11 protein-coding genes, 1 tRNA gene and 3 rRNA genes are annotated in these 20,061 nt (G+C 47.7%); 1 reads left to right on the top strand and 14 read right to left on the bottom strand.

What is annotated here, in order from left to right; genetic code table 11:
- Positions 1 to 65: 65 nt before the first annotated feature.
- The 8 genes from MKY01_RS28430 to MKY01_RS28465 all read right to left on the bottom strand — a co-directional run bounded on the left by MKY01_RS28430 (position 66) and on the right by MKY01_RS28465 (position 9,130).
- Positions 66 to 1,136 carry a protein arginine kinase gene (locus MKY01_RS28430; protein WP_036607140.1) on the bottom strand — a complete coding sequence of 357 codons (1,071 nt, stop codon included), beginning with the start codon at positions 1,134 to 1,136 and terminating at the stop codon, positions 66 to 68.
- Positions 1,137 to 1,164: 28 nt separating this feature from the next.
- Positions 1,165 to 1,689, bottom strand: coding sequence for a UvrB/UvrC motif-containing protein (locus MKY01_RS28435; RefSeq protein WP_036607138.1), 525 nt, complete (start codon positions 1,687 to 1,689; stop codon positions 1,165 to 1,167).
- Between the two features lie 31 nt (positions 1,690 to 1,720).
- Positions 1,721 to 2,182, bottom strand: a complete 462-nt coding sequence (locus MKY01_RS28440) for a CtsR family transcriptional regulator (RefSeq protein WP_036671579.1) — start codon at positions 2,180 to 2,182, stop codon at positions 1,721 to 1,723.
- Between the two features lie 461 nt (positions 2,183 to 2,643).
- The gene (locus tag MKY01_RS28445) at positions 2,644 to 3,819 is read right to left on the bottom strand and encodes a GNAT family N-acetyltransferase (protein ID WP_036607133.1); all 1,176 of its coding nucleotides are present in this window, start codon (positions 3,817 to 3,819) and stop codon (positions 2,644 to 2,646) included.
- 178 nt (positions 3,820 to 3,997) lie between these two features.
- Positions 3,998 to 4,114, bottom strand: a 5S ribosomal RNA gene (gene rrf, locus MKY01_RS28450).
- 143 nt (positions 4,115 to 4,257) lie between these two features.
- Positions 4,258 to 7,183, bottom strand: a 23S ribosomal RNA gene (locus MKY01_RS28455).
- A 210-nt stretch (positions 7,184 to 7,393) separates the two neighbouring features.
- Positions 7,394 to 7,469: transfer RNA gene (locus MKY01_RS28460), tRNA-Ala, on the bottom strand.
- A 108-nt stretch (positions 7,470 to 7,577) separates the two neighbouring features.
- Positions 7,578 to 9,130: ribosomal RNA gene (locus tag MKY01_RS28465) — 16S ribosomal RNA — on the bottom strand.
- The 16S, 23S and 5S rRNA genes sit together here with 1 tRNA gene alongside, the layout of an rRNA operon.
- 711 nt (positions 9,131 to 9,841) lie before the next feature.
- On the opposite strand from MKY01_RS28465, the gene MKY01_RS28470 reads away from it, so the two are divergent.
- Positions 9,842 to 11,215, top strand: a complete 1,374-nt coding sequence (locus MKY01_RS28470) for a molybdopterin-dependent oxidoreductase (protein WP_127551776.1) — start codon at positions 9,842 to 9,844, stop codon at positions 11,213 to 11,215.
- A gap of 139 nt (positions 11,216 to 11,354) precedes the next feature.
- Here MKY01_RS28470 and ligA read toward each other — a convergent pair whose 3' ends face one another.
- The 6 genes from ligA to rfbB form a co-directional block, all read right to left on the bottom strand.
- Positions 11,355 to 13,370, bottom strand: a complete 2,016-nt coding sequence (ligA, locus tag MKY01_RS28475; RefSeq protein WP_127551778.1) for an NAD-dependent DNA ligase LigA — start codon at positions 13,368 to 13,370, stop codon at positions 11,355 to 11,357.
- A gap of 212 nt (positions 13,371 to 13,582) precedes the next feature.
- A complete protein-coding gene (pcrA, locus tag MKY01_RS28480) occupies positions 13,583 to 15,937 on the bottom strand; it encodes a DNA helicase PcrA (RefSeq protein WP_036612363.1) in 2,355 nt (784 codons plus the stop codon).
- A gap of 356 nt (positions 15,938 to 16,293) precedes the next feature.
- Positions 16,294 to 16,989, bottom strand: a complete 696-nt coding sequence (locus MKY01_RS28485; protein WP_036612366.1) for a heptaprenylglyceryl phosphate synthase — start codon at positions 16,987 to 16,989, stop codon at positions 16,294 to 16,296.
- A gap of 115 nt (positions 16,990 to 17,104) precedes the next feature.
- Positions 17,105 to 17,980 carry a phosphatidylinositol-specific phospholipase C/glycerophosphodiester phosphodiesterase family protein gene (locus tag MKY01_RS28490; protein ID WP_076328773.1) on the bottom strand — a complete coding sequence of 292 codons (876 nt, stop codon included), beginning with the start codon at positions 17,978 to 17,980 and terminating at the stop codon, positions 17,105 to 17,107.
- Positions 17,981 to 18,114: 134 nt separating this feature from the next.
- The gene (rfbD, locus tag MKY01_RS28495) at positions 18,115 to 18,996 is read right to left on the bottom strand and encodes a dTDP-4-dehydrorhamnose reductase (protein ID WP_282320137.1); all 882 of its coding nucleotides are present in this window, start codon (positions 18,994 to 18,996) and stop codon (positions 18,115 to 18,117) included.
- On the bottom strand, positions 18,993 to 20,018 hold the full coding sequence (gene rfbB / locus MKY01_RS28500; RefSeq protein WP_036667707.1) for a dTDP-glucose 4,6-dehydratase: 1,026 nt from the start codon (positions 20,016 to 20,018) through the stop codon (positions 18,993 to 18,995). The genes rfbD and rfbB overlap by 4 nt, the downstream gene beginning before the upstream one ends.
- Between the last annotated feature and the right edge of the window lie 43 nt (positions 20,019 to 20,061).

Genomic DNA, 20,061 nt, shown 5'->3' on the forward strand with positions numbered 1-20,061 from the left:
ATGCCTTATTATATAAAAGCCGCAATGCGGCATGAAACCATAATTCAATACTATATCAGGCTAAACTAGGACTGCTTCGCTGCATTGATCGTATCACGAATCAACTGAGCACGGTATATGTCACGCTCATCTGTGCGCATATCTTCCCCGAATGTTTTCTGCAAAAATCCCGGCTGTGTCATCACATTCAATTCATTCATTACCGTGATGGACAGTCCATCCAACAATCCGAGATCCACGCCAAGGCGTACATCCGATAAGCGCTGTGCAGCTTCCTTGGAATCAACAATAGCTGCATGAGACAATATGCCATAAGAACGCATGACCCGATCCGTAATCCGAAGTCTGGAGTCGGTAATTAACCGTTCTCTCGCTGTACGTTCATGACCAATCATCTGTAACACAACACCATGCAGGTTCTCGATGACTTCCTGTTCGGTCTGTCCCAAAGTAATCTGGTTCGAGATCTGGAACAGGTTACCCATCGCCTCGCTACCTTCACCGTATATCCCTCTTACCGTCAATCCCACTTGGGAAACTGCGGTTAGAATACGGCCAATCTGTTGTGTCATCACCAGGGCAGGCAAGTGCATCATGACCGATGCTCTGACGCCTGTACCTACATTGGTAGGGCAGCTGGTTAAGTATCCTCTGCGATCATCAAAAGCATAATCCACGTGCGCTTCAAAAGCATCATCTATTGCGGAAGCTTTCTCCCAGGCTTCTTTCACCTGAAACCCCGGATAGAGGCACTGGATACGAAGATGATCCTCTTCATTAATCATAATACTGACAGACTCATCCTCACTGAGAATAACCGCACCATTCCTGGATTCATTCGCAAGACTTGGACTGATGAGATGTTTCTCCACCAGCACCCGTTTGTCGAGTTCGTCAATATCGATCAGATCCAACGTATGAAAATCCCCAAAGGCATGAACGTCATCGTATTGAAGTACTTCGCTCAGCTTATTCAGCACCTCTTCCGATTGCTCATTGGAAGCCAGCATCGGAAACGGAACATGCTGAAGGTTGCGTGCAATCCGGACACGGCTGCTAATGACAATTTCGGAATCAGCCGCATCACTGCGCATCCAGTCGCTGAGCGCCTTCTCTGTAAAGCGCAGATTAGGCATTACGCATCCCTCCTACTAATGACAAACTTTACTCCTGAGCTATTCCTTTTTCAAGTCCTCTGATCTGGTCACGGATCTGAGCCGCCTCTTCAAATTCCTCTTGTGCGATGCTCTCTTGTAGCTCACGCTTCAGATCAGCAATTTGCCGTTTCACCTTGATGCGACCACCAGCTCGTGCAGGCACTTTGCCTACATGGGACGTATTACCATGAACCCGCTTGAACAAAGGATCCAGACGACTGTCAAAATATTTATAACATGAACTGCAGCCGAACCGGCCTATCTTACTAAATTGTGCGTACGTCATACCACACTCTTCACATTGAAGAGCTTTTGCAGGTGGTGTTCCTGCCGATCCACTTTTGCCGGCTGGATCAAAATCAAGCAATCCGGACAACAAGTTGTGAATGGAAAACCCACCTGCTGTTCCAGGGATCATTTCCCCTTTTTCACGGGCACATGACTCACAAATATGGAATTCCGTCTTCTCTCCATTTACGATCTTCGTAAAATGAAGTGTCGCCGGACGTTTATTGCATTCTTGGCACAGCATATTGATGTACCTCCTTTGACCCCGATAGTTTTCATTTACCGAGCAAAGATATTAACATCGCCTTCAACATTCTGGCACGAATTTGATCCCGGTAAGGAAGTTTGACCAATATAACCTCTCTAGATACTGCAGCTCGCATCAACCCGGCTTCCCGTTTGTTCAAGAAGCGCGCTTCTTCCAGTTGATAGATCAGACCTTCGGCAGCTGTCTGCCCGATCTCTTCACCAATACTATGGTGCAAATGATTATGCAGAGCTGATTGGGCCGGTAATTCAATGCGCTGTATGCGAACATAACCACCACCGCCGCGTTTACTCTCTACCAGGTATCCCTTCTCGAGTGTAAAACGTGTGCTGATGACATAATTGATCTGGGAAGGTACACATGAGAATTGATCTGCCAGATCATTACGCTGAATTTCAACCATTCCTTCGGGACTTTCATGCAAAATACTCTTCAGATATCGTTCGATAATATCAGAGATATTACGCATCCAATCATCCTCCACTGTCTGAAACGTTAAGTCAATAAGGACCCACACGCCCCCACAGAGTACACCTTCTCTACCCATTTAACCAATCAGGGAAACAGCGAATCTTGCTTCCACAAGTGTTAACAGGAGAGCGAAGGAAGCACGAAGGTCCTTTAATATTCCCTTGATCCTCCGATGAAATGAATCCCGTATATTGGCGATCATGCATCAGATTGTAGAAAGAAAGCTACTTAAGTATTAAACCTTTAGTTGACTTTGACTTTCTTTGACTTTATAACCATTATAGCATATTTTGTGGTTTTGCCAAGTGGGGTCACTATTCATTTTTTACGATTTTACACGAAATATTCCCCAGACACAAAAAAACCTCCCCAAAATTGCTGGAGAAGTCCATTTGTCTTTCAATCACGCCGTATTTCTATATAAGCTAATCGAGTTAAATGGAGCAGTGGGCATAGTCATCAGAAGAAATCGAGCAAATAGGTTTCCCGTTCAGGAATCGCTTGTTCCAAAGCCTTGATTGCTGTGTTCGGTCCGTGAATTCTTCCGATTCGTGCCATTTCCGTTGGTCTGCGATATCCCATCAGGACCGCGGTAAGGGATTGAATATCCACCTTAATGATCTGATCATCAGTAATTGGTTCCGAAGTTTTCCATATGGACGCTGTTCCGTTCATTGCCACGTTTAATTGCCATACCCCTTCATTCCACGGAGCGTGGGCATCTTCTACCTGTAGAACAATCTGCACCGGTGAGTCCTGGCTTGCAAAGGGATACTGGGATATAAACTGCTCTACACTAACGATACGCGCCATAAAATAAGGTACAATCTCCTGCTGAATCCGTGGGTTATCCAATTGGAAGGCAAGCGTATCACTGGCAGGCGCCTGCAACGTAACTTCCTGGATCATGGAATCATGGTTAGCAATGAAGGTCCACAGCCCTTGCCTAGCCTCTTCATTCAGATAGATGATCTCTTTAATGGTAAACTTATTTTCCTTAACCTCATATAAAAGATAACCTTGTGCTGCATCAGCTTCATCGTAATATACAGCCTTCTGGCTGGTCCCATTAACAAGAACTGAATTCTCCCACCTTGCATCATCCCGAACCAGAGTTCCGTTATAACGCTCAGCATACGCACTGTATACTTCCTTTAATATGCTGAGGCCCGGATCCCCACGCCGAATTGTTCCAGGTGTCGCTTTTTTCAGAGGCAAATGAGCTGTAGGTACTTTATAACGTTTAAATTCAACATACGTCTCCCATCCATACTTTCGATAGAAACCAAAAGAGAATGGATGCAAGAAAGATATACTCTGTTTGTTACGATTCATTTCTTCCAACGCATGCTTCAGCAGACCCGCTACCCAGCCTTTGCGTCTATACTCTGGCCAGGTGGCTACACCCGCAATACCGCCCATCTCGAACGATCTGCCATGAATATAGGTTTGAAAAGGAATGATGTGAAGTTTGGCTCCTAGCTGCCCGTCCTCATATACACCCCATATATCCTGTGACGAAAATTGACTCCGCCGTTTTTCTTTCTGTTCTTCACTCATTACTACTTGAAAAGCATATTCGGAGAGTGCCATCGCCGGTTCAAAATCATCTACCGTCAATTTCTGAATTTCCATGTTGTCCTACACCCCATTCGCTAGAGTTATATCAATCCAAATCATGGCCTGATATCTGATATATGTACCCCTTAGAGTGTGTCAGAGGATTCTTACAAAGTCAAATAAGAGATGCTTCCGCATCCCCTAAAATAAACAAATAAAAACCACCACCGAATAACATCGGCAGTGGTTCTTCGCTTGGCGGCGTCCTACTCTCCCAGGACCCTGCGGTCCAAGTACCATCGGCGCTAGAGGGCTTAACGGTCGTGTTCGGGATGGGTACGTGTGGAACCCCTCCGCCATCGCCACCAAACGCGATTTGTCGAAGCATAGCTTCTTAAAATCAGATATGGAACTGAAAATCATACACACGTTCTGTGATGTACCAATTTTCATTTCAGAGATCGTTCTCTGAAAACTAGATTCGAAACGAAACATGCGAATTACAACTTGCTATTGGATAAGCCCTCGACCGATTAGTACTGGTCAGCTCCATGCATTGCTGCACTTCCACCCCCAGCCTATCTACCTCGTCGTCTTCAAGGGGTCTTACATACTGGGAAATCTCATCTTGAGGGGGGCTTCACGCTTAGATGCTTTCAGCGTTTATCCCGTCCGTACATAGCTACCCAGCGGTGCTCCTGGCGGAACAACTGGTACACCAGCGGTACGTCCATCCCGGTCCTCTCGTACTAAGGACAGCTCCTCTCAAATTTCCTACGCCCACGACAGATAGGGACCGAACTGTCTCACGACGTTCTGAACCCAGCTCGCGTACCGCTTTAATGGGCGAACAGCCCAACCCTTGGGACCTACTTCAGCCCCAGGATGCGATGAGCCGACATCGAGGTGCCAAACCTCCCCGTCGATGTGGACTCTTGGGGGAGATAAGCCTGTTATCCCCAGGGTAGCTTTTATCCGTTGAGCGATGGCCCTTCCATGCGGTACCACCGGATCACTAAGCCCGACTTTCGTCCCTGCTCGACTTGTAGGTCTCGCAGTCAAGCTCCCTTATGCCTTTGCACTCTTCGAATGATTTCCAACCATTCTGAGGGAACCTTTGGGCGCCTCCGTTACTCTTTAGGAGGCGACCGCCCCAGTCAAACTGCCCACCTGACACTGTCCCCGCACCGGATTACGGTACCAGGTTAGAACCTAGATACGATCAGGGTGGTATCCCAACGTTGCCTCCATGCAAGCTGGCGCTCACACTTCAAAGGCTCCCACCTATCCTGTACAGATCGTACCCAAATTCAATATCAAGCTGCAGTAAAGCTCCATGGGGTCTTTCCGTCTTGTCGCGGGTAACCTGCATCTTCACAGGTATTAAAATTTCACCGGATCTCTCGTTGAGACAGCGCCCAAGTCGTTACGCCATTCGTGCGGGTCAGAATTTACCTGACAAGGAATTTCGCTACCTTAGGACCGTTATAGTTACGGCCGCCGTTTACTGGGGCTTCGGTTCACAGCTTCGGATTGCTCCTAACCACTCCCCTTAACCTTCCAGCACCGGGCAGGCGTCAGCCCGTATACTTCGCCTTACGGCTTCGCACAGACCTGTGTTTTTGCTAAACAGTCGCTTGGGCCTTTTCACTGCGGCCCCCTCGTGCTATTCACACTACCGGGGCACCCCTTCTCCCGAAGTTACGGGGTCATTTTGCCGAGTTCCTTAACGAGAGTTCTTCCGCGCGCCTTAGAATACTCTTCTCGCCTACCTGTGTCGGTTTGCGGTACGGGCACCATCACCTGGCTAGAGGCTTTTCTTGGCAGTGTGAGATCATGACCTTCGCTACTATAATTTTCGCTCCCCATCACAGCTCAGCCTTACAATGTGCGGATTTGCCTACACATCAGCCTTACTGCTTAGACGGACATCCATCAGTCCGCGTCACTACCCTACTGCGTCCCCCCATTGCTCATAACGGCTTACGGTGGTACAGGAATTTCGACCTGTTGTCCTTCGACTACGCCTTTCGGCCTCGCCTTAGGTCCCGACTTACCCTGAGCGGACGAGCCTTCCTCAGGAACCCTTAGGCTTTCGGCGGATCAGATTCTCACTGATCTTTTCGTTACTCATACCGGCATTCTCACTTGTATAATGTCCAGCGCTCCTTACGGTACACCTTCAACCCTTATACAACGCTCCCCTACCCCTGATGCAAAGCATCAAGCCATAGCTTCGGTGGTGTGTTTAGCCCCGTTACATTTTCGGCGCAGAGTCACTCGACCAGTGAGCTATTACGCACTCTTTCAATGATGGCTGCTTCTAAGCCAACATCCTGGTTGTCTGTGCAACTCCACATCCTTTCCCACTTAACACACACTTGGGGACCTTAGCTGATGGTCTGGGCTGTTTCCCTTTTGACAATGGATCTTAGCACTCACTGTCTGACTCCCGGAAGTAAGTCTATGGCATTCGGAGTTTGACTGAGCTTGGTAACCCTTGCGGGCCCCGCACCCAATCAGTGCTCTACCTCCACGACTCTGTTTTCCGAGGCTAGCCCTAAAGCTATTTCGGGGAGAACCAGCTATCTCCGAGTTCGATTGGAATTTCTCCGCTACCCCCACCTCATCCCCGCATTTTTCAACATGCGTGGGTTCGGGCCTCCAGTGCGTGTTACCGCACCTTCACCCTGGACAGGGGTAGATCACCCGGTTTCGGGTCTACGTCCACGTACTAAGTCGCCCTATTCAGACTCGCTTTCGCTGCGGCTCCGGCTCTTCACCTTAACCTTGCACGGGAACGTAACTCGCCGGTTCATTCTACAAAAGGCACGCCATCACCCCTAAAACGGGCTCTGACTTTTTGTAAGCACACGGTTTCAGGTTCTATTTCACTCCCCTTCCGGGGTGCTTTTCACCTTTCCCTCACGGTACTGCTTCACTATCGGTCGCTAGGAAGTATTTAGCCTTGGCAGATGGTCCTGCCGGATTCATACGGGGTTTCACGTGCCCCGCACTACTCGGGATCCGTCTCGGAGGGAACAGACTTTCAACTACAGGGCTTTTACCTTCTTTGGCGGGCCTTTCCAGACCTCTTCGCTTAACCGGTTCCTTTGTAACTCCATGTGAGACGTCCCACAACCCCAAAGAGCAAGCTCTTTGGTTTGGGCTTCTCCGCGTTCGCTCGCCGCTACTGACGGAATCACTATTGTTTTCTCTTCCTCAGGGTACTTAGATGTTTCAGTTCCCCTGGTATGCCTCTGCATAACCTATGTATTCAGTTATGAGTAACTGGAAATTACCCCAGCTGGGTTTCCCCATTCGGACACCCCCGGATCAAAGCTTGCTTACAGCTCCCCGAGGCAGTTTCGTTGTTCGCCACGTCCTTCATCGGCTCCTAGCGCCTAGGCATCCTCCGTGTGCTCTTAGTAGCTTAACCATTTTGTTCCGGTTTCGGTCGCTCGCTTCCCTTGTTTTGCTTGCGCAAAGCCAAAAGTCGCTCTCACCCGATACCATCACAAAAGCAATTTAACTACCTTTATACACTTGACTTGTTTGCACAAGTTCAGCTTAAAGGAATGTTCTAATTCGCGTTTGTTTCGTTTCGATATCTAGTTTTCAAAGAACAAGCCAAATAGATGAAATTGTTTGGTGGAGCCAAGCGGGATCGAACCGCTGACCTCCTGCTTGCAAGGCAGGCGCTCTCCCAGCTGAGCTATGGCCCCTCAAATTCCATCAAAACTGAACAAATGGATAAGTAACTGTGTTGCTGTTGCAGGTTCTAAGAACCTGCGTATTTGAATGTTTCCGTTGCAGGAAACGATTCTCCATAGAAAGGAGGTGATCCAGCCGCACCTTCCGATACGGCTACCTTGTTACGACTTCACCCCAATCATCTATCCCACCTTCGGCGGCTGGCTCCTTGCGGTTACCCCACCGACTTCGGGTGTTATAAACTCTCGTGGTGTGACGGGCGGTGTGTACAAGACCCGGGAACGTATTCACCGCGGCATGCTGATCCGCGATTACTAGCAATTCCGACTTCATGCAGGCGAGTTGCAGCCTGCAATCCGAACTGAGACCGGCTTTGTTGGGATTGGCTCCATCTCGCGATTTCGCAGCCCGTTGTACCGGCCATTGTAGTACGTGTGTAGCCCAGGTCATAAGGGGCATGATGATTTGACGTCATCCCCACCTTCCTCCGGTTTGTCACCGGCAGTCTATCTAGAGTGCCCACCCGAAGTGCTGGCAACTAAATATAAGGGTTGCGCTCGTTGCGGGACTTAACCCAACATCTCACGACACGAGCTGACGACAACCATGCACCACCTGTCTCCTCTGTCCCGAAGGAAAGATACATCTCTGCATCGATCAGAGGGATGTCAAGACCTGGTAAGGTTCTTCGCGTTGCTTCGAATTAAACCACATACTCCACTGCTTGTGCGGGTCCCCGTCAATTCCTTTGAGTTTCAGTCTTGCGACCGTACTCCCCAGGCGGAGTGCTTAATGTGTTAACTTCGGCACCAAGGGTATCGAAACCCCTAACACCTAGCACTCATCGTTTACGGCGTGGACTACCAGGGTATCTAATCCTGTTTGCTCCCCACGCTTTCGCGCCTCAGCGTCAGTTACAGCCCAGAGAGTCGCCTTCGCCACTGGTGTTCCTCCACATATCTACGCATTTCACCGCTACACGTGGAATTCCACTCTCCTCTTCTGCACTCAAGTCACCCAGTTTCCAGTGCGATCCGGGGTTGAGCCCCGGGATTAAACACCAGACTTAAATGACCGCCTGCGCGCGCTTTACGCCCAATAATTCCGGACAACGCTTGCCCCCTACGTATTACCGCGGCTGCTGGCACGTAGTTAGCCGGGGCTTTCTTCTCAGGTACCGTCACCTTGAGAGCAGTTACTCTCCCAAGCGTTCTTCCCTGGCAACAGAGCTTTACGATCCGAAAACCTTCATCACTCACGCGGCATTGCTCCGTCAGGCTTTCGCCCATTGCGGAAGATTCCCTACTGCTGCCTCCCGTAGGAGTCTGGGCCGTGTCTCAGTCCCAGTGTGGCCGATCACCCTCTCAGGTCGGCTACGCATCGTCGCCTTGGTGAGCCGTTACCTCACCAACTAGCTAATGCGCCGCAGGCCCATCCCCAAGTGACAGATTGCTCCGTCTTTCCAGTTCTCTTCAGGCGAAGAAAACAATTATTCGGTATTAGCTACCGTTTCCGGTAGTTGTCCCAAACTTGAGGGCAGGTTGCCTACGTGTTACTCACCCGTCCGCCGCTAACTATCCGAGAAGCAAGCTTCTCTTCAAGTCCGCTCGACTTGCATGTATTAGGCATGCCGCCAGCGTTCGTCCTGAGCCAGGATCAAACTCTCCAATAAAGTATTGAAAAGAGCGATAAGCTCATTTTGAATCTGACGATTCATTGTGAATCAAAAATTACTATCCATTTGTTCAGTTTTCAAGGAACTTGTATGTCCGTTTATGTTGATGTTTGTCAACCGGACAGGAATCTTATCATATCATGTTAACTAACTTACTGTCAACACTTTGTTTTCGTCATCTTTCAAATGATTATGACAATCATTCGTTTGAAGCGACAAGAAATAATATATCACGTAGTGATTTATTTAGCAAGCATTTTTAATCAACCTTTTGATATCATGATATCTTCATCTACGGTGTCTTGTTTCCAACCTGTATTCGACAGATTAGCACATTCTCTAAACAAGTGAAGGACTACCCTTAAAGTGCATTACATATAAAAGAAATAACTCATTTCTATAATACTGCCTTCTATAACCACAAGTAATAATGATCTAGATGAGTTTTAGTTAGAGTACCGATCGGGATAACGATCCCTGCCCTTCTGTTGGTTTGAAGAAAGTGATCCAAAAACTCTATAATAAGGTATATAGATATAGGGATAAGGTTAAGCAGTCAAGTGTACTACTTTCATAAGTAGCCTATGAACAATCGTATAACCATCTCGCATTGCACCTTTACACAGATCACGTACTCCATTCTCAGCTAGCTATTACATATCAAAGTTCTGAATAAACTCATTACTAACCTATATGGGGTGATCGCACTTGAAACAATGGTTGAAGAACAGACGCAAAGGTTACGGCAAAAAGTTGGTTTCCATCCATGCGTGGAATGCCTGGATTGTTGTGATCCTTGCTATAACAGGTCTTATGCTGGTAGGTGGCTTTTGGCGCGAGATACTCGGAATTGGACGTGTCTGGTTAAAATGGCTACATATCATCGTTGGGCTAGCTATGCTGGCACCCGTAGTATATTACTTGATTTTGGCCGGAAAGCACTGGAAACAACTTCGAAATAGACCTTGGCAAAGGGTGAACACCATCTTTGTTCTTGCGCTGCTGGTAGGCTGGCTCCTCTCGGGTATTGTATTATGGCAGTTCAAGCTAGCTGGACCTCGATGGTCGAATGCTGCACTTTTGATCCATGACCTGCTGACTTGGGTGGGCTTACCTTATATTATCTATCACTCCATCACTCGGACCAAATGGTTAAAGGATCCTGCACGTCGTGCGGTTAAAACCACTACAACTTCAACACGAACTCAAAATACAGCTGATCCATCTGATTCAATATCGGATGAAAAAGAAACTCCGGCTGCTATATCTTCTTCCCAGTTTGATCGCAGTTCCGAGAGAGATCTCCTCAAATCAGAGGAGCGACCTCAACCTTTGTATACACGACGAGCTTTCATCCGTTCTGCTGTGGGGGTTGGTCTCGCCGTGACTCTTGGTCCTACTTTTATATCCTGGGTAGGACGAAATCTCAAAATCGATAACAGTATTGATAGCATGCTGGAGAACGACCCTAACCGTATGGTTCCTCTGCCACAACCGCTGTCTGCCTCTTCACCTCCCATTGGAGGCGGAGCTGAAGGTCATTTCCGCGTATATACGGTTACGCCTATACCGTCCTTCTCCAATGATAACTGGTCTTTCCGAATTGATGGACTGGTTGAACGGGCACAGGTTTGGAATTGGGAACAATTCGTGAAGCTGACGCGCACCGTACAGGTTAGTGATTTTCACTGTGTAACGGGCTGGTCTGTATATAAGAATACCTGGGAAGGTATCTCTCTTGCACAGCTTTTGAAACAAGCCGGGGTCAAACCGGAAGCTCACAGTGTGAAATTTTATTCCGGTGATGGTGTGTATACGGATGCCATTACGATGGATCAAGCGCAAATGGAAGATATTATGGTCGCTGTCATGCATGATGGCAAACCTATCCCTGCTGATCTTGGCGGTCCGGTACGGCTCGTCATTCCTCAGATGTATGCCTATAAATCAGTAAAATGGTTGAATCGCATTGAACTCATCGACAGCGAACATATCGGTTACTGGGAAGAACGAGGATATGATAAGGATGCTTGGCTTACAGGCGCATCTCAGCGCATCCCTAACAATTTAAGTGGATCATGATGAGATAAGATAAGATTGGTGAGCGTTCATCGTTGTAGCAAATAATTCAATAAACAGCAAAAGCCCCCGATCACATATTCGTGTCTTCGGGGGCCTTTTTCTTTTTCCTCATTATGAACTCTCTGATTACACTTTAACCCTAGGGGTTCAAAAGACGTACAAGTTCGTCCTCATCCTCAATCGTTGGAATGCCGAGATCATGGGCTTTGGTTAGTTTACTACCTGCCTTCTCTCCGGCAATAACCAAATCTGTCTTTTTCGACACACTGCCAGTCACCTTCGCTCCGAGCGCTTCCAGTCTTTGCGTTGCCTCTTCCCGCGTCAATTGATGTAGCGTTCCGGTCAAGACGACCGTTTTACCACTGAAGAAGGAATCTTCCACAACAGCAACGGCTGGTGCCTCAGGTGCCTGAGCTTTCACACCCAAGTTGAGCATTTTCTCAATTGCAGCCTGTGTAAACGGATCTGCAAAAAAGTTTACGATGCTCTCTGCCACAATACCACCGACGTCGGGTAGTTCAACCAGTTCTTCCACGGTTGCATTCATAATGGCGTGCAGATCTCGATAATGATCAGCGAGCATGCGCGTTGTCGATTTACCTGTGTTCGGAATACCCAGTGAGTATAAGAAGGAAGCCAAGTCTCTATCTTTACTAAGCTCAAGCGCAGCGATAAGGTTGTTCGCTTTCTTTTCCCCAAACCGCTCCAGCTTCACCAGATCATCAAACTGTAACGTATACAGGTCGGCAGGCTCACGTACGTTCAATTCATCATACAACTGAATCGCTGTTTTCTCACTGAACGTCTCGATGTCCATAGCATCACGGGAAGCAAAATGGGAAATACGTGCCACCGTTTGTGGTTTACACGCAAGTCTATTGTTACAGAACAGATGCGCTCCGCGTTGCTCCAGTGGGAATCCACATGCAGGACACTGCTCAGGGAAGACGATCTCCTCACCATCACTCTCCTCCGTCACTTTACCCAGAATCTCAGGAATGACGTCGTTGGAGCGACGGATAAAGACCCGTGTGCCCAGAGCAAACTTCAGATTTTTGCGCTCAATATCGCCGACATTGTTCAGAGTACAGTTCTGTACCGTTACCCCGGCAAGTTCAACCGGTTCTACGCGTGCCAGCGGAGTTACTTTGCCAGTACGGCCCACATTCCATACCACAGCGTTAAGAACCGTCGTGGTCTCTTCAGCCTCGAATTTATATGCCACCGCCCAGCGAGGGAATTTATCGGTATAACCCAACACCTCGCGGGTGCGCATGTCCGTAATTTTGATAACAGCTCCATCGATCAGATAGTCTAGCTGCCCTCGGTTCTCCTGAATCGCGGCCAGTTGTTCCATCACATCATCAAACTCATGGAAATACGTGATGGATGGATTAACTTTGAAGCGGTTCTCACGCAGGAAATCCATCATCTGCTGATGATTGGCAAACTGAATGTCATCCGAATAACCTACATTATAAAAATAAGCATTCAACCGACGCTCAGCCGTCGCCTTCGGATTCAGGTTGCGGAGCGCTCCTGCTGCTGCATTACGCGCATTCTTGAGTGGCTCTGCCGCTGTCTCATTGTATCGGTCCAAGACAGACAGATTCATGATGCCTTCACCCTGTACTTCAATCGTACCGCTTGTGTAAGGAATTTTGAGCGGAACGGATCGGATCGTTCTTACCTGTGCCAAAATACCTTCACCTACGGTACCGTTCCCTCGTGTAGAGGCTTGCACCAACTCACCGTTGGTGTATGTCAGGTTCAACGTCAATCCGTCAAACTTCAACTCAATGACATAACCTGGTTCCGGTAAAGGCGTATCGGGATTTTTACTGTTATAGTCATTAATCAGTTTCAGTACACGGGTATTCCAGCTCCGAAGCTGCTCAATATTCTGTGCTTTGTCCAGACTCCATAAGGAGGATAAGTGGCGATGCGGGGTAAACCCCTTTAGCAGTTCGCCACCCACACGCTGTGTTGGAGAATCAGGCAGAACCATGCCGCTTTCCTGTTCCAGCGTAACCAGTTCATCGTACAGAAGATCATACTCCTTATCGCTGATCTGTGGCTGATCCATCGTGTAGTACTGATAATTATGCTGGTTCAGCTCGGTAACGAGTTGCTCCATCCGGTGCATCGGGTCCATACAGGGCCATCCCTCCGTTAATTTGATCTATGTAGAACGAACACTCCTATTGCACGTGAACTCCCATAACAGAATAACTTTCTGATCGCTGTTATCCCCGGATTTCTTTTAATCCATTTTAAAAGGTGGAAATCCGGGGATAAAGGCGAACGCTATGCTTCTTCAAGTTATTTCTGCTCTCTCCGTTATCGTGCAAAAAGGAGGTTTCGTTCTTATTCTACTTTCGTAATAGGGGCAAAGCCGGCAAGCAAACGTTTCACACCCACCGGAGCCGGGAAGGCAATCTGCAGTTCGGTATCATTACCTGTCCCTTTGACCGCAACAATGGTGCCTGTCCCCCATTTGCCATGCTGCACTTTATCTCCTGCCTTGAATCCTGCTTCACCATCAGAAGCTACCGGCTTGGAAGCAGAGGATGGCGTAGAATATGTTGGGCGGGAGACACTTGTGGTCACACGCGAAGTTGGCGTGGATGAGGTAGCAGATGAACCGCTTTTACTTTGGTGATCGAACAGCTTGGTGCCACCACCGAAGTTACTTCCTCCACTGGAACCTAGTCCGCGTCCACCATATGAGCCTCCTCCGCTACTGCCACGGCGGTAACGATCACGAGCCATGGAGGTGTCTTCCTTCAGCTCATCCGGAATTTCATCCAGGAAGCGGGAAGGCGGGTTCGCTGTTGTACGTCCAAACAACGTCCGCATCTGTGCACAAGACAGGAAAAGTTGCTCTTCCGCACGGGTGATCCCTACATAAGCAAGTCGGCGTTCTTCCTCCAGCTCTTCATTGTCCATAAAGGCACGGCTATGCGGGAAGACTCCTTCCTCCATACCTACGATAAAGACAACCGGGAACTCCAGACCTTTGGCGCTGTGCATGGTCATCAGGGTAACCGCGTCGCTCTGATCCTCTTCATCATCGTTCATGCTGTCGATGTCAGCAATCAATGCAAGATCGGTGAGGAACGACACGAGCGTTTTATCTTCATTATTTTTCTCAAATTCCATCGTTACCGACAGGAACTCTTCAATGTTCTCCAGCCGTGCACGAGATTCGAGTGTGTTTTCATTTTGCATCTCAAGACGGTATTGGCTCATCTCAAGAATCTTCTCGGTCAGTTCAGTTACAGACAGATACTCTACCATCTGATGCAACGCAGCGATCATGTCATAGAACTCCACCAGCGCATTCCGCGTACGACCAGCAAAACCAAGATCATCTACGACCTGAAGTACACGGAAAATAGAAATTCCACGCTCTCCTGCCGCAGCCGCGAGCTTCGCTACTGTTGTATCACCAATGCTACGTTTTGGTACATTAATGATCCGTGTAAGACTGATATCATCGTCGGGGTTGGATAACAGGCGCAGATACGCCAGAATGTCCTTGATCTCTTTACGATCATAGAACTTGATGCCGCCGACAATCTGATACGGAATATCAGACTTGATCAGAATTTCCTCTATAACCCGGGACTGAGCGTTGGTACGGTACAAAATGGCATGGTTCTGATAGGATTTGCCGTTCTTCACATTTTTACTAATCTCAGAGGTAACAAAATACCCCTCATCATGCTCGGAATCCGCACGGTACACCTTGATCTTCGAACCACCCTCTTTGTCCGTCCACAGTTTCTTCGGTTTACGCCCTGTATTCAGGCCGATCACTTCATTCGCTGCATTCAGGATATTGGAAGTTGAACGATAGTTCTGCTCCAGCAAAATCGTACTTGCTTCAGGGTAATCTTTCTCAAAGTTCAGGATATTGCTGATATCCGCCCCACGCCAGCGATAGATCGACTGGTCACTATCCCCTACAACGCAGATGTGATGGTGACTGTCAGCGAGCATGCGGCACAGCATGTACTGTGCACGGTTCGTATCCTGATACTCGTCCACGTGAATGTATTGGAATTTCTTTTGGTAAAAGTCGAGGACTTCCGGCACTTCTTTGAACAGTTGAATGGTCTGCATAATGAGATCGTCGAAATCAAGTGAGTTGTTGGCTCTTAACTTTTTCTGATACATCTTATATACCTTCGCCACAATACCCTCGAAATAGTCTCCCGACTGCTTCTCATATTGCTCCGGACTGATCAGTTCATTCTTGGCCGTGCTCATCATGGATTGAACTGCTTTGGGCTCAAATTTCTTGGTATCGATATTCTGATCTTTCATACAGCTGCGAATTACAGATAATTGGTCCGATGAGTCCAAAATACTGAAGTTGGAGGTAAAACCAATACGTTCAATATCACGGCGCAGAATTCGCACGCACATGGAGTGGAACGTGGATACCCAAATGTCGCGGCCTTGGGAGCCACCTACGAGTTGGGATACACGGTCTTGCATCTCACGGGCGGCTTTGTTCGTAAATGTAATCGCTAAAATGCCCCACGGGGGTGCCTTCCGTGTTGCAATAAGGTAGGCAATCCGGTGTGTCAGCACCCGGGTCTTGCCGGACCCCGCTCCTGCCATAATCAGCAGCGGGCCATCCGTCGCCTCGACGGCTTGCCGTTGAGGGGTGTTAAGCCGTGCAACGGCATCATGTATATTTACAGGTTGCATGCATGCATGCTCCTTTCGTTGGTTGGTCTATAAAGCAAAATTAATAGGTTACACTTGCCACTCCGATGACAGAATAATCTTCCGATCGCTGTTATTCCCGGATTTTTCATCTACTTTTTCAAAGGTAAAAATCCGGTAATAAAGGCGAACGCTCCGCTTCTCCAGCTTATTTCTGTCCTCTTCGTTCTCGTGTAAAAATTAGTTTAGCTTATATTTAAAGGTAGTAAAAATACAAGAGAGAACACTTCGTTTCTGTGTAAACCTTACTCTTGTATACGAATTGCTTAATTAGTAAGGGCAAAGTTCTATTTTAACAGATCATAAGGGGAAAATGGGGGAATGGTAAACTAAACCGATTAAATGGTTCCTTTTACAGCCAACACCGTCTCAAGTGCCTTAGTTAAATCGCTGTACACAATGTTACCTACCACGACAGTATCTGCCACCTGGGCAGCTTGCGCGGCTTTCTCCGAATCATCAATTCCGCCGCCGTAGATAAGGTGTGCCCGATCCAATTGTCTGTGTGTCTCACCAACAAGCTCCATATCTCCGAACGTTCCGCTGTACTCCATGTATACAATTGGAAGATTGAGTAGACGCTCCGCAGCCTGGGCATATGCCACCGCAGCTCCTGTCGTCAGATCCGTATCTGCGCCAGTCAACCGAGCTACCGTGGAGTTTGCATTGAGCACAATATAACCCTCGGCAATAAGTAGATCCCACGGGATGAGATAACCATAACGCTCTATCGCTTGCTGGTGGTGCCCAATCATCCATTTGCTGTCCGTTGCATTCAAGACCATCGGGATCAAATATCCGTCAAACCCGGGAACAACAGCCTCCAGATCGGATACTTCAAGCACACATGGCAACTCATAACGACGCACACGGGACATCAGGTCTACCGTGTTATCATAGGTAATCCCCGAAGATCCGCCAACGATAATTGCATCGGTCCCCGACATACAGACCAGATCGAGTTCTTCGTCCGTAATTTCCCGGTCTGGGTCAAGCTTAAATACATGTCTCCACTGCTTAATCATGTCTATCAACGAACATTCCTCCAGAGGTTCTTCTGCATCCTAGAAAGCTTGTAAACTAAGTCTAAGTCAGCAGGCAGCGAGTGTCAATGTTCGTATAAAAAGGGGAACAGAAAAACATGTATTTTTACGGTTTCCAGGCAAAACGTGTATTCATTTCATCCAACTCCTGCTCCGTCAGCACGTCAGAGTATACCCCGTACACGCCCCATTTCTCATAGTTAGCCACCTGTTCAGTGTCGTTGATGGTGTGCACGTAGGTGACAGAACCTGCACTATTCAGCTTGGCGACGAAATTCTGGTTTACTTTATATTCCGGCATAGTCACGGCATCAATATCATTCTTTTGTACAAAATCAACAACCTGAGCTTCTGTATCCTGTGTGGCATATAACGTATAGATAATGGAAGGGAATGCATAGACTTCTTTCACCGTTTCGAGCATCGGTTCGTTATAAATCTGTACAACCACCCGATCCAGCACGGAGGGATCATGTTCTTTAGCTGCATCCACCAGGGACTGTAACACCTGCTGAATATCCTCATCCTTCTGTTCCTTGGTGTCGGTTACGATATACATATCCGGATACTCGGCCAGTACATCTATAATGCCATCAGCATCCATGGGTTGATACATGCCTAAAATAGGCGTATTCATAAATTCATCATGTGTCAGTGCCCCGGCTTGTCTATCCTCCGGAAGCTGTTCGTCCTGTCCTAGCATTTTGCTCATATTAGCGGTCCATTCATGTCTGGCTACGGCTTTGCGATCCGAGGTTAACATAAAGTCGATCTCAAATACACGTGTGCCTTTCTCGTAATTGGCAATCATCGCTTCATAGGCGTTGGTATATGGTTGATCACGAATGCTGCCCATCGCATGGGCGATTAATCTATAGGCGGTAAATCCGTCCCGTTGTTCCTCACTCTCGCTTTCATAGGCGAAAAAGAGTGTGCCCACGGTAACGATCAGTAGTATTAACACGGCGGCAATGCGTTTCATATCACATTCACATCCTTAGTACCTTTTTGATAGCTAACTACCCGAATTGATAAGGTGTAAAACAAAATAGCCGCCCGAGGCGGCTGTTAAATGGTGGGTGCAGTTTGGGAATAAAGCACGGACCCTCCACATGCTCAGTCCTTTTGCTGTACACTCAACTCTTTCAAAAACGCAATCAGTGCCTCACGCCAAGGTCTCAGAGGTTCCAGACCGTTCGTTCGAATCGCCAGATGATCCATCACCGAGTATGCAGGACGGGGGGCTGGACGCGGAAACTGATCGGTTGTGCATGGCGTAAGTTCGGCTGTAGGCTCGAACCCACTCTGCTTATTAGCTTCTTCTTTTATTGCCTCTGCAAACTCGTACCATGTGCAAGTCCCTGAATTGGAGGCATGATAGATGCCATACTTTTCACTTATGGAAAGGATATGAATGAATCGGGCAAGATCCACCGTATAGGTAGGCGAACCTTGTTGGTCATGAACAACTTGCAGTTGTGGACGTTTCACCATAAGTTCCAGCATGGTTTTGACAAAATTACTGCCATACACGCCAAACACCCATGATGTTCGAATAATAAACCATTGCGTACACAAACTTTGAACCAGCCGTTCCCCAGCAAGCTTCGACTTGCCATATACACTCTGCGGATTCGTTACATCGTACTCGCGGTAAGGTGTACTCCCGCTCCCATCAAATACATAATCGGTACTGATATATACCAGTTTTGCTTTCACTTTCTCGGCGGCAACCGCGATATTTCTAGTACCTGATGCATTGATTGCGTATGCTGTATCTTCATCTACCTCGGCCTGATCGACCGCCGTATAAGCAGCGCAGTGAATAATGATATGAGGTCGGAACGTTGTAATCATATCTGCGCACTGCTGTTGATCGGTAATATCCATCTGGTTTTTGTCACAGGCCAATACCTGATGACCCTCTGCTTGAAAGGTCTTCACCACATCATAACCCAGCTGTCCTGCCGCGCCAGTCACCATAACTCTATAGTTCATTTGGACGAATCACCCATCCGCTTACCGTACTGAAGCTGAACATAGTCCTGATATGTGCCTGATTGAATTCTCGTCCACCAATCTTGATGTTTCAGATACCACTCGATCGTCTCCTTGATCCCTGTCTCAAAATTGTGTGCAGGTTGCCATCCGAGCTCTGTACGTATCTTGGTAGGATCTATACCATAACGTCGGTCATGTCCCAATCGATCCTGTACATATTGAATCAAACTCGCTGGTTTACCCAGTTGTTCCAATACGCTCTCCACAATGTAAATATTAGTACGTTCATTATTACCACCAATATTGTATACCTCTCCAGATTGTCCATTATGAATCACCAGATCAATCGCGCTGCAGTGATCCTCAACATAAAGCCAGTCACGAATATTGAGGCCGTCACCATATACTGGAATGGCTTCATCATTTAATGCACGGGATATTATCAGCGGAATCAGTTTCTCAGGGAATTGAAAAGGCCCGTAGTTATTGGAGCAACGTGTAATATTTACAGGCAGTCCAAAGGTTTCATGATAGGCTCTTACAAGCAGATCCCCGCCAGCTTTACTTGCAGAGTAAGGACTGTTTGGCATCAGAGGTGTATCTTCAGTAAATAACCCTGTTGCACCCAATGATCCATATACCTCATCCGTCGATACCTGAACAAATTTGGTGACTTGATACTTCTTTGCCGCATCCAGCAGAACCTGAGTACCCATCACATTGGTACGCACAAAGATATCCGGGGACAAAATACTTCGATCCACATGAGACTCGGCAGCGAAATTCACAACCACATCGATGCCTTGAGAAAAAACAGCTTCCATCTGCTGTACATCTGCAATATCTGCCTTGATGAAGGTATATCGGGGATTGGACTCTACCGTATGCAAGTTCTCCAAGTTCCCTGCATACGTTAATGCATCCACATTGATAATTTCATAACTCGGATGTTCACGAAGCATATATAACACAAAGTTGCTGCCGATAAATCCGGCCCCACCCGTAACCAGTAGTTTCATGCTGTCTCTCTCCCTCTGCCTCCAGATACAGAAGTATCTGAAA

The sequence above is a fragment of the Paenibacillus sp. FSL R5-0486 genome, from assembly GCF_037975155.1.
GTDB lineage: Bacteria > Bacillota > Bacilli > Paenibacillales > Paenibacillaceae > Paenibacillus > Paenibacillus amylolyticus.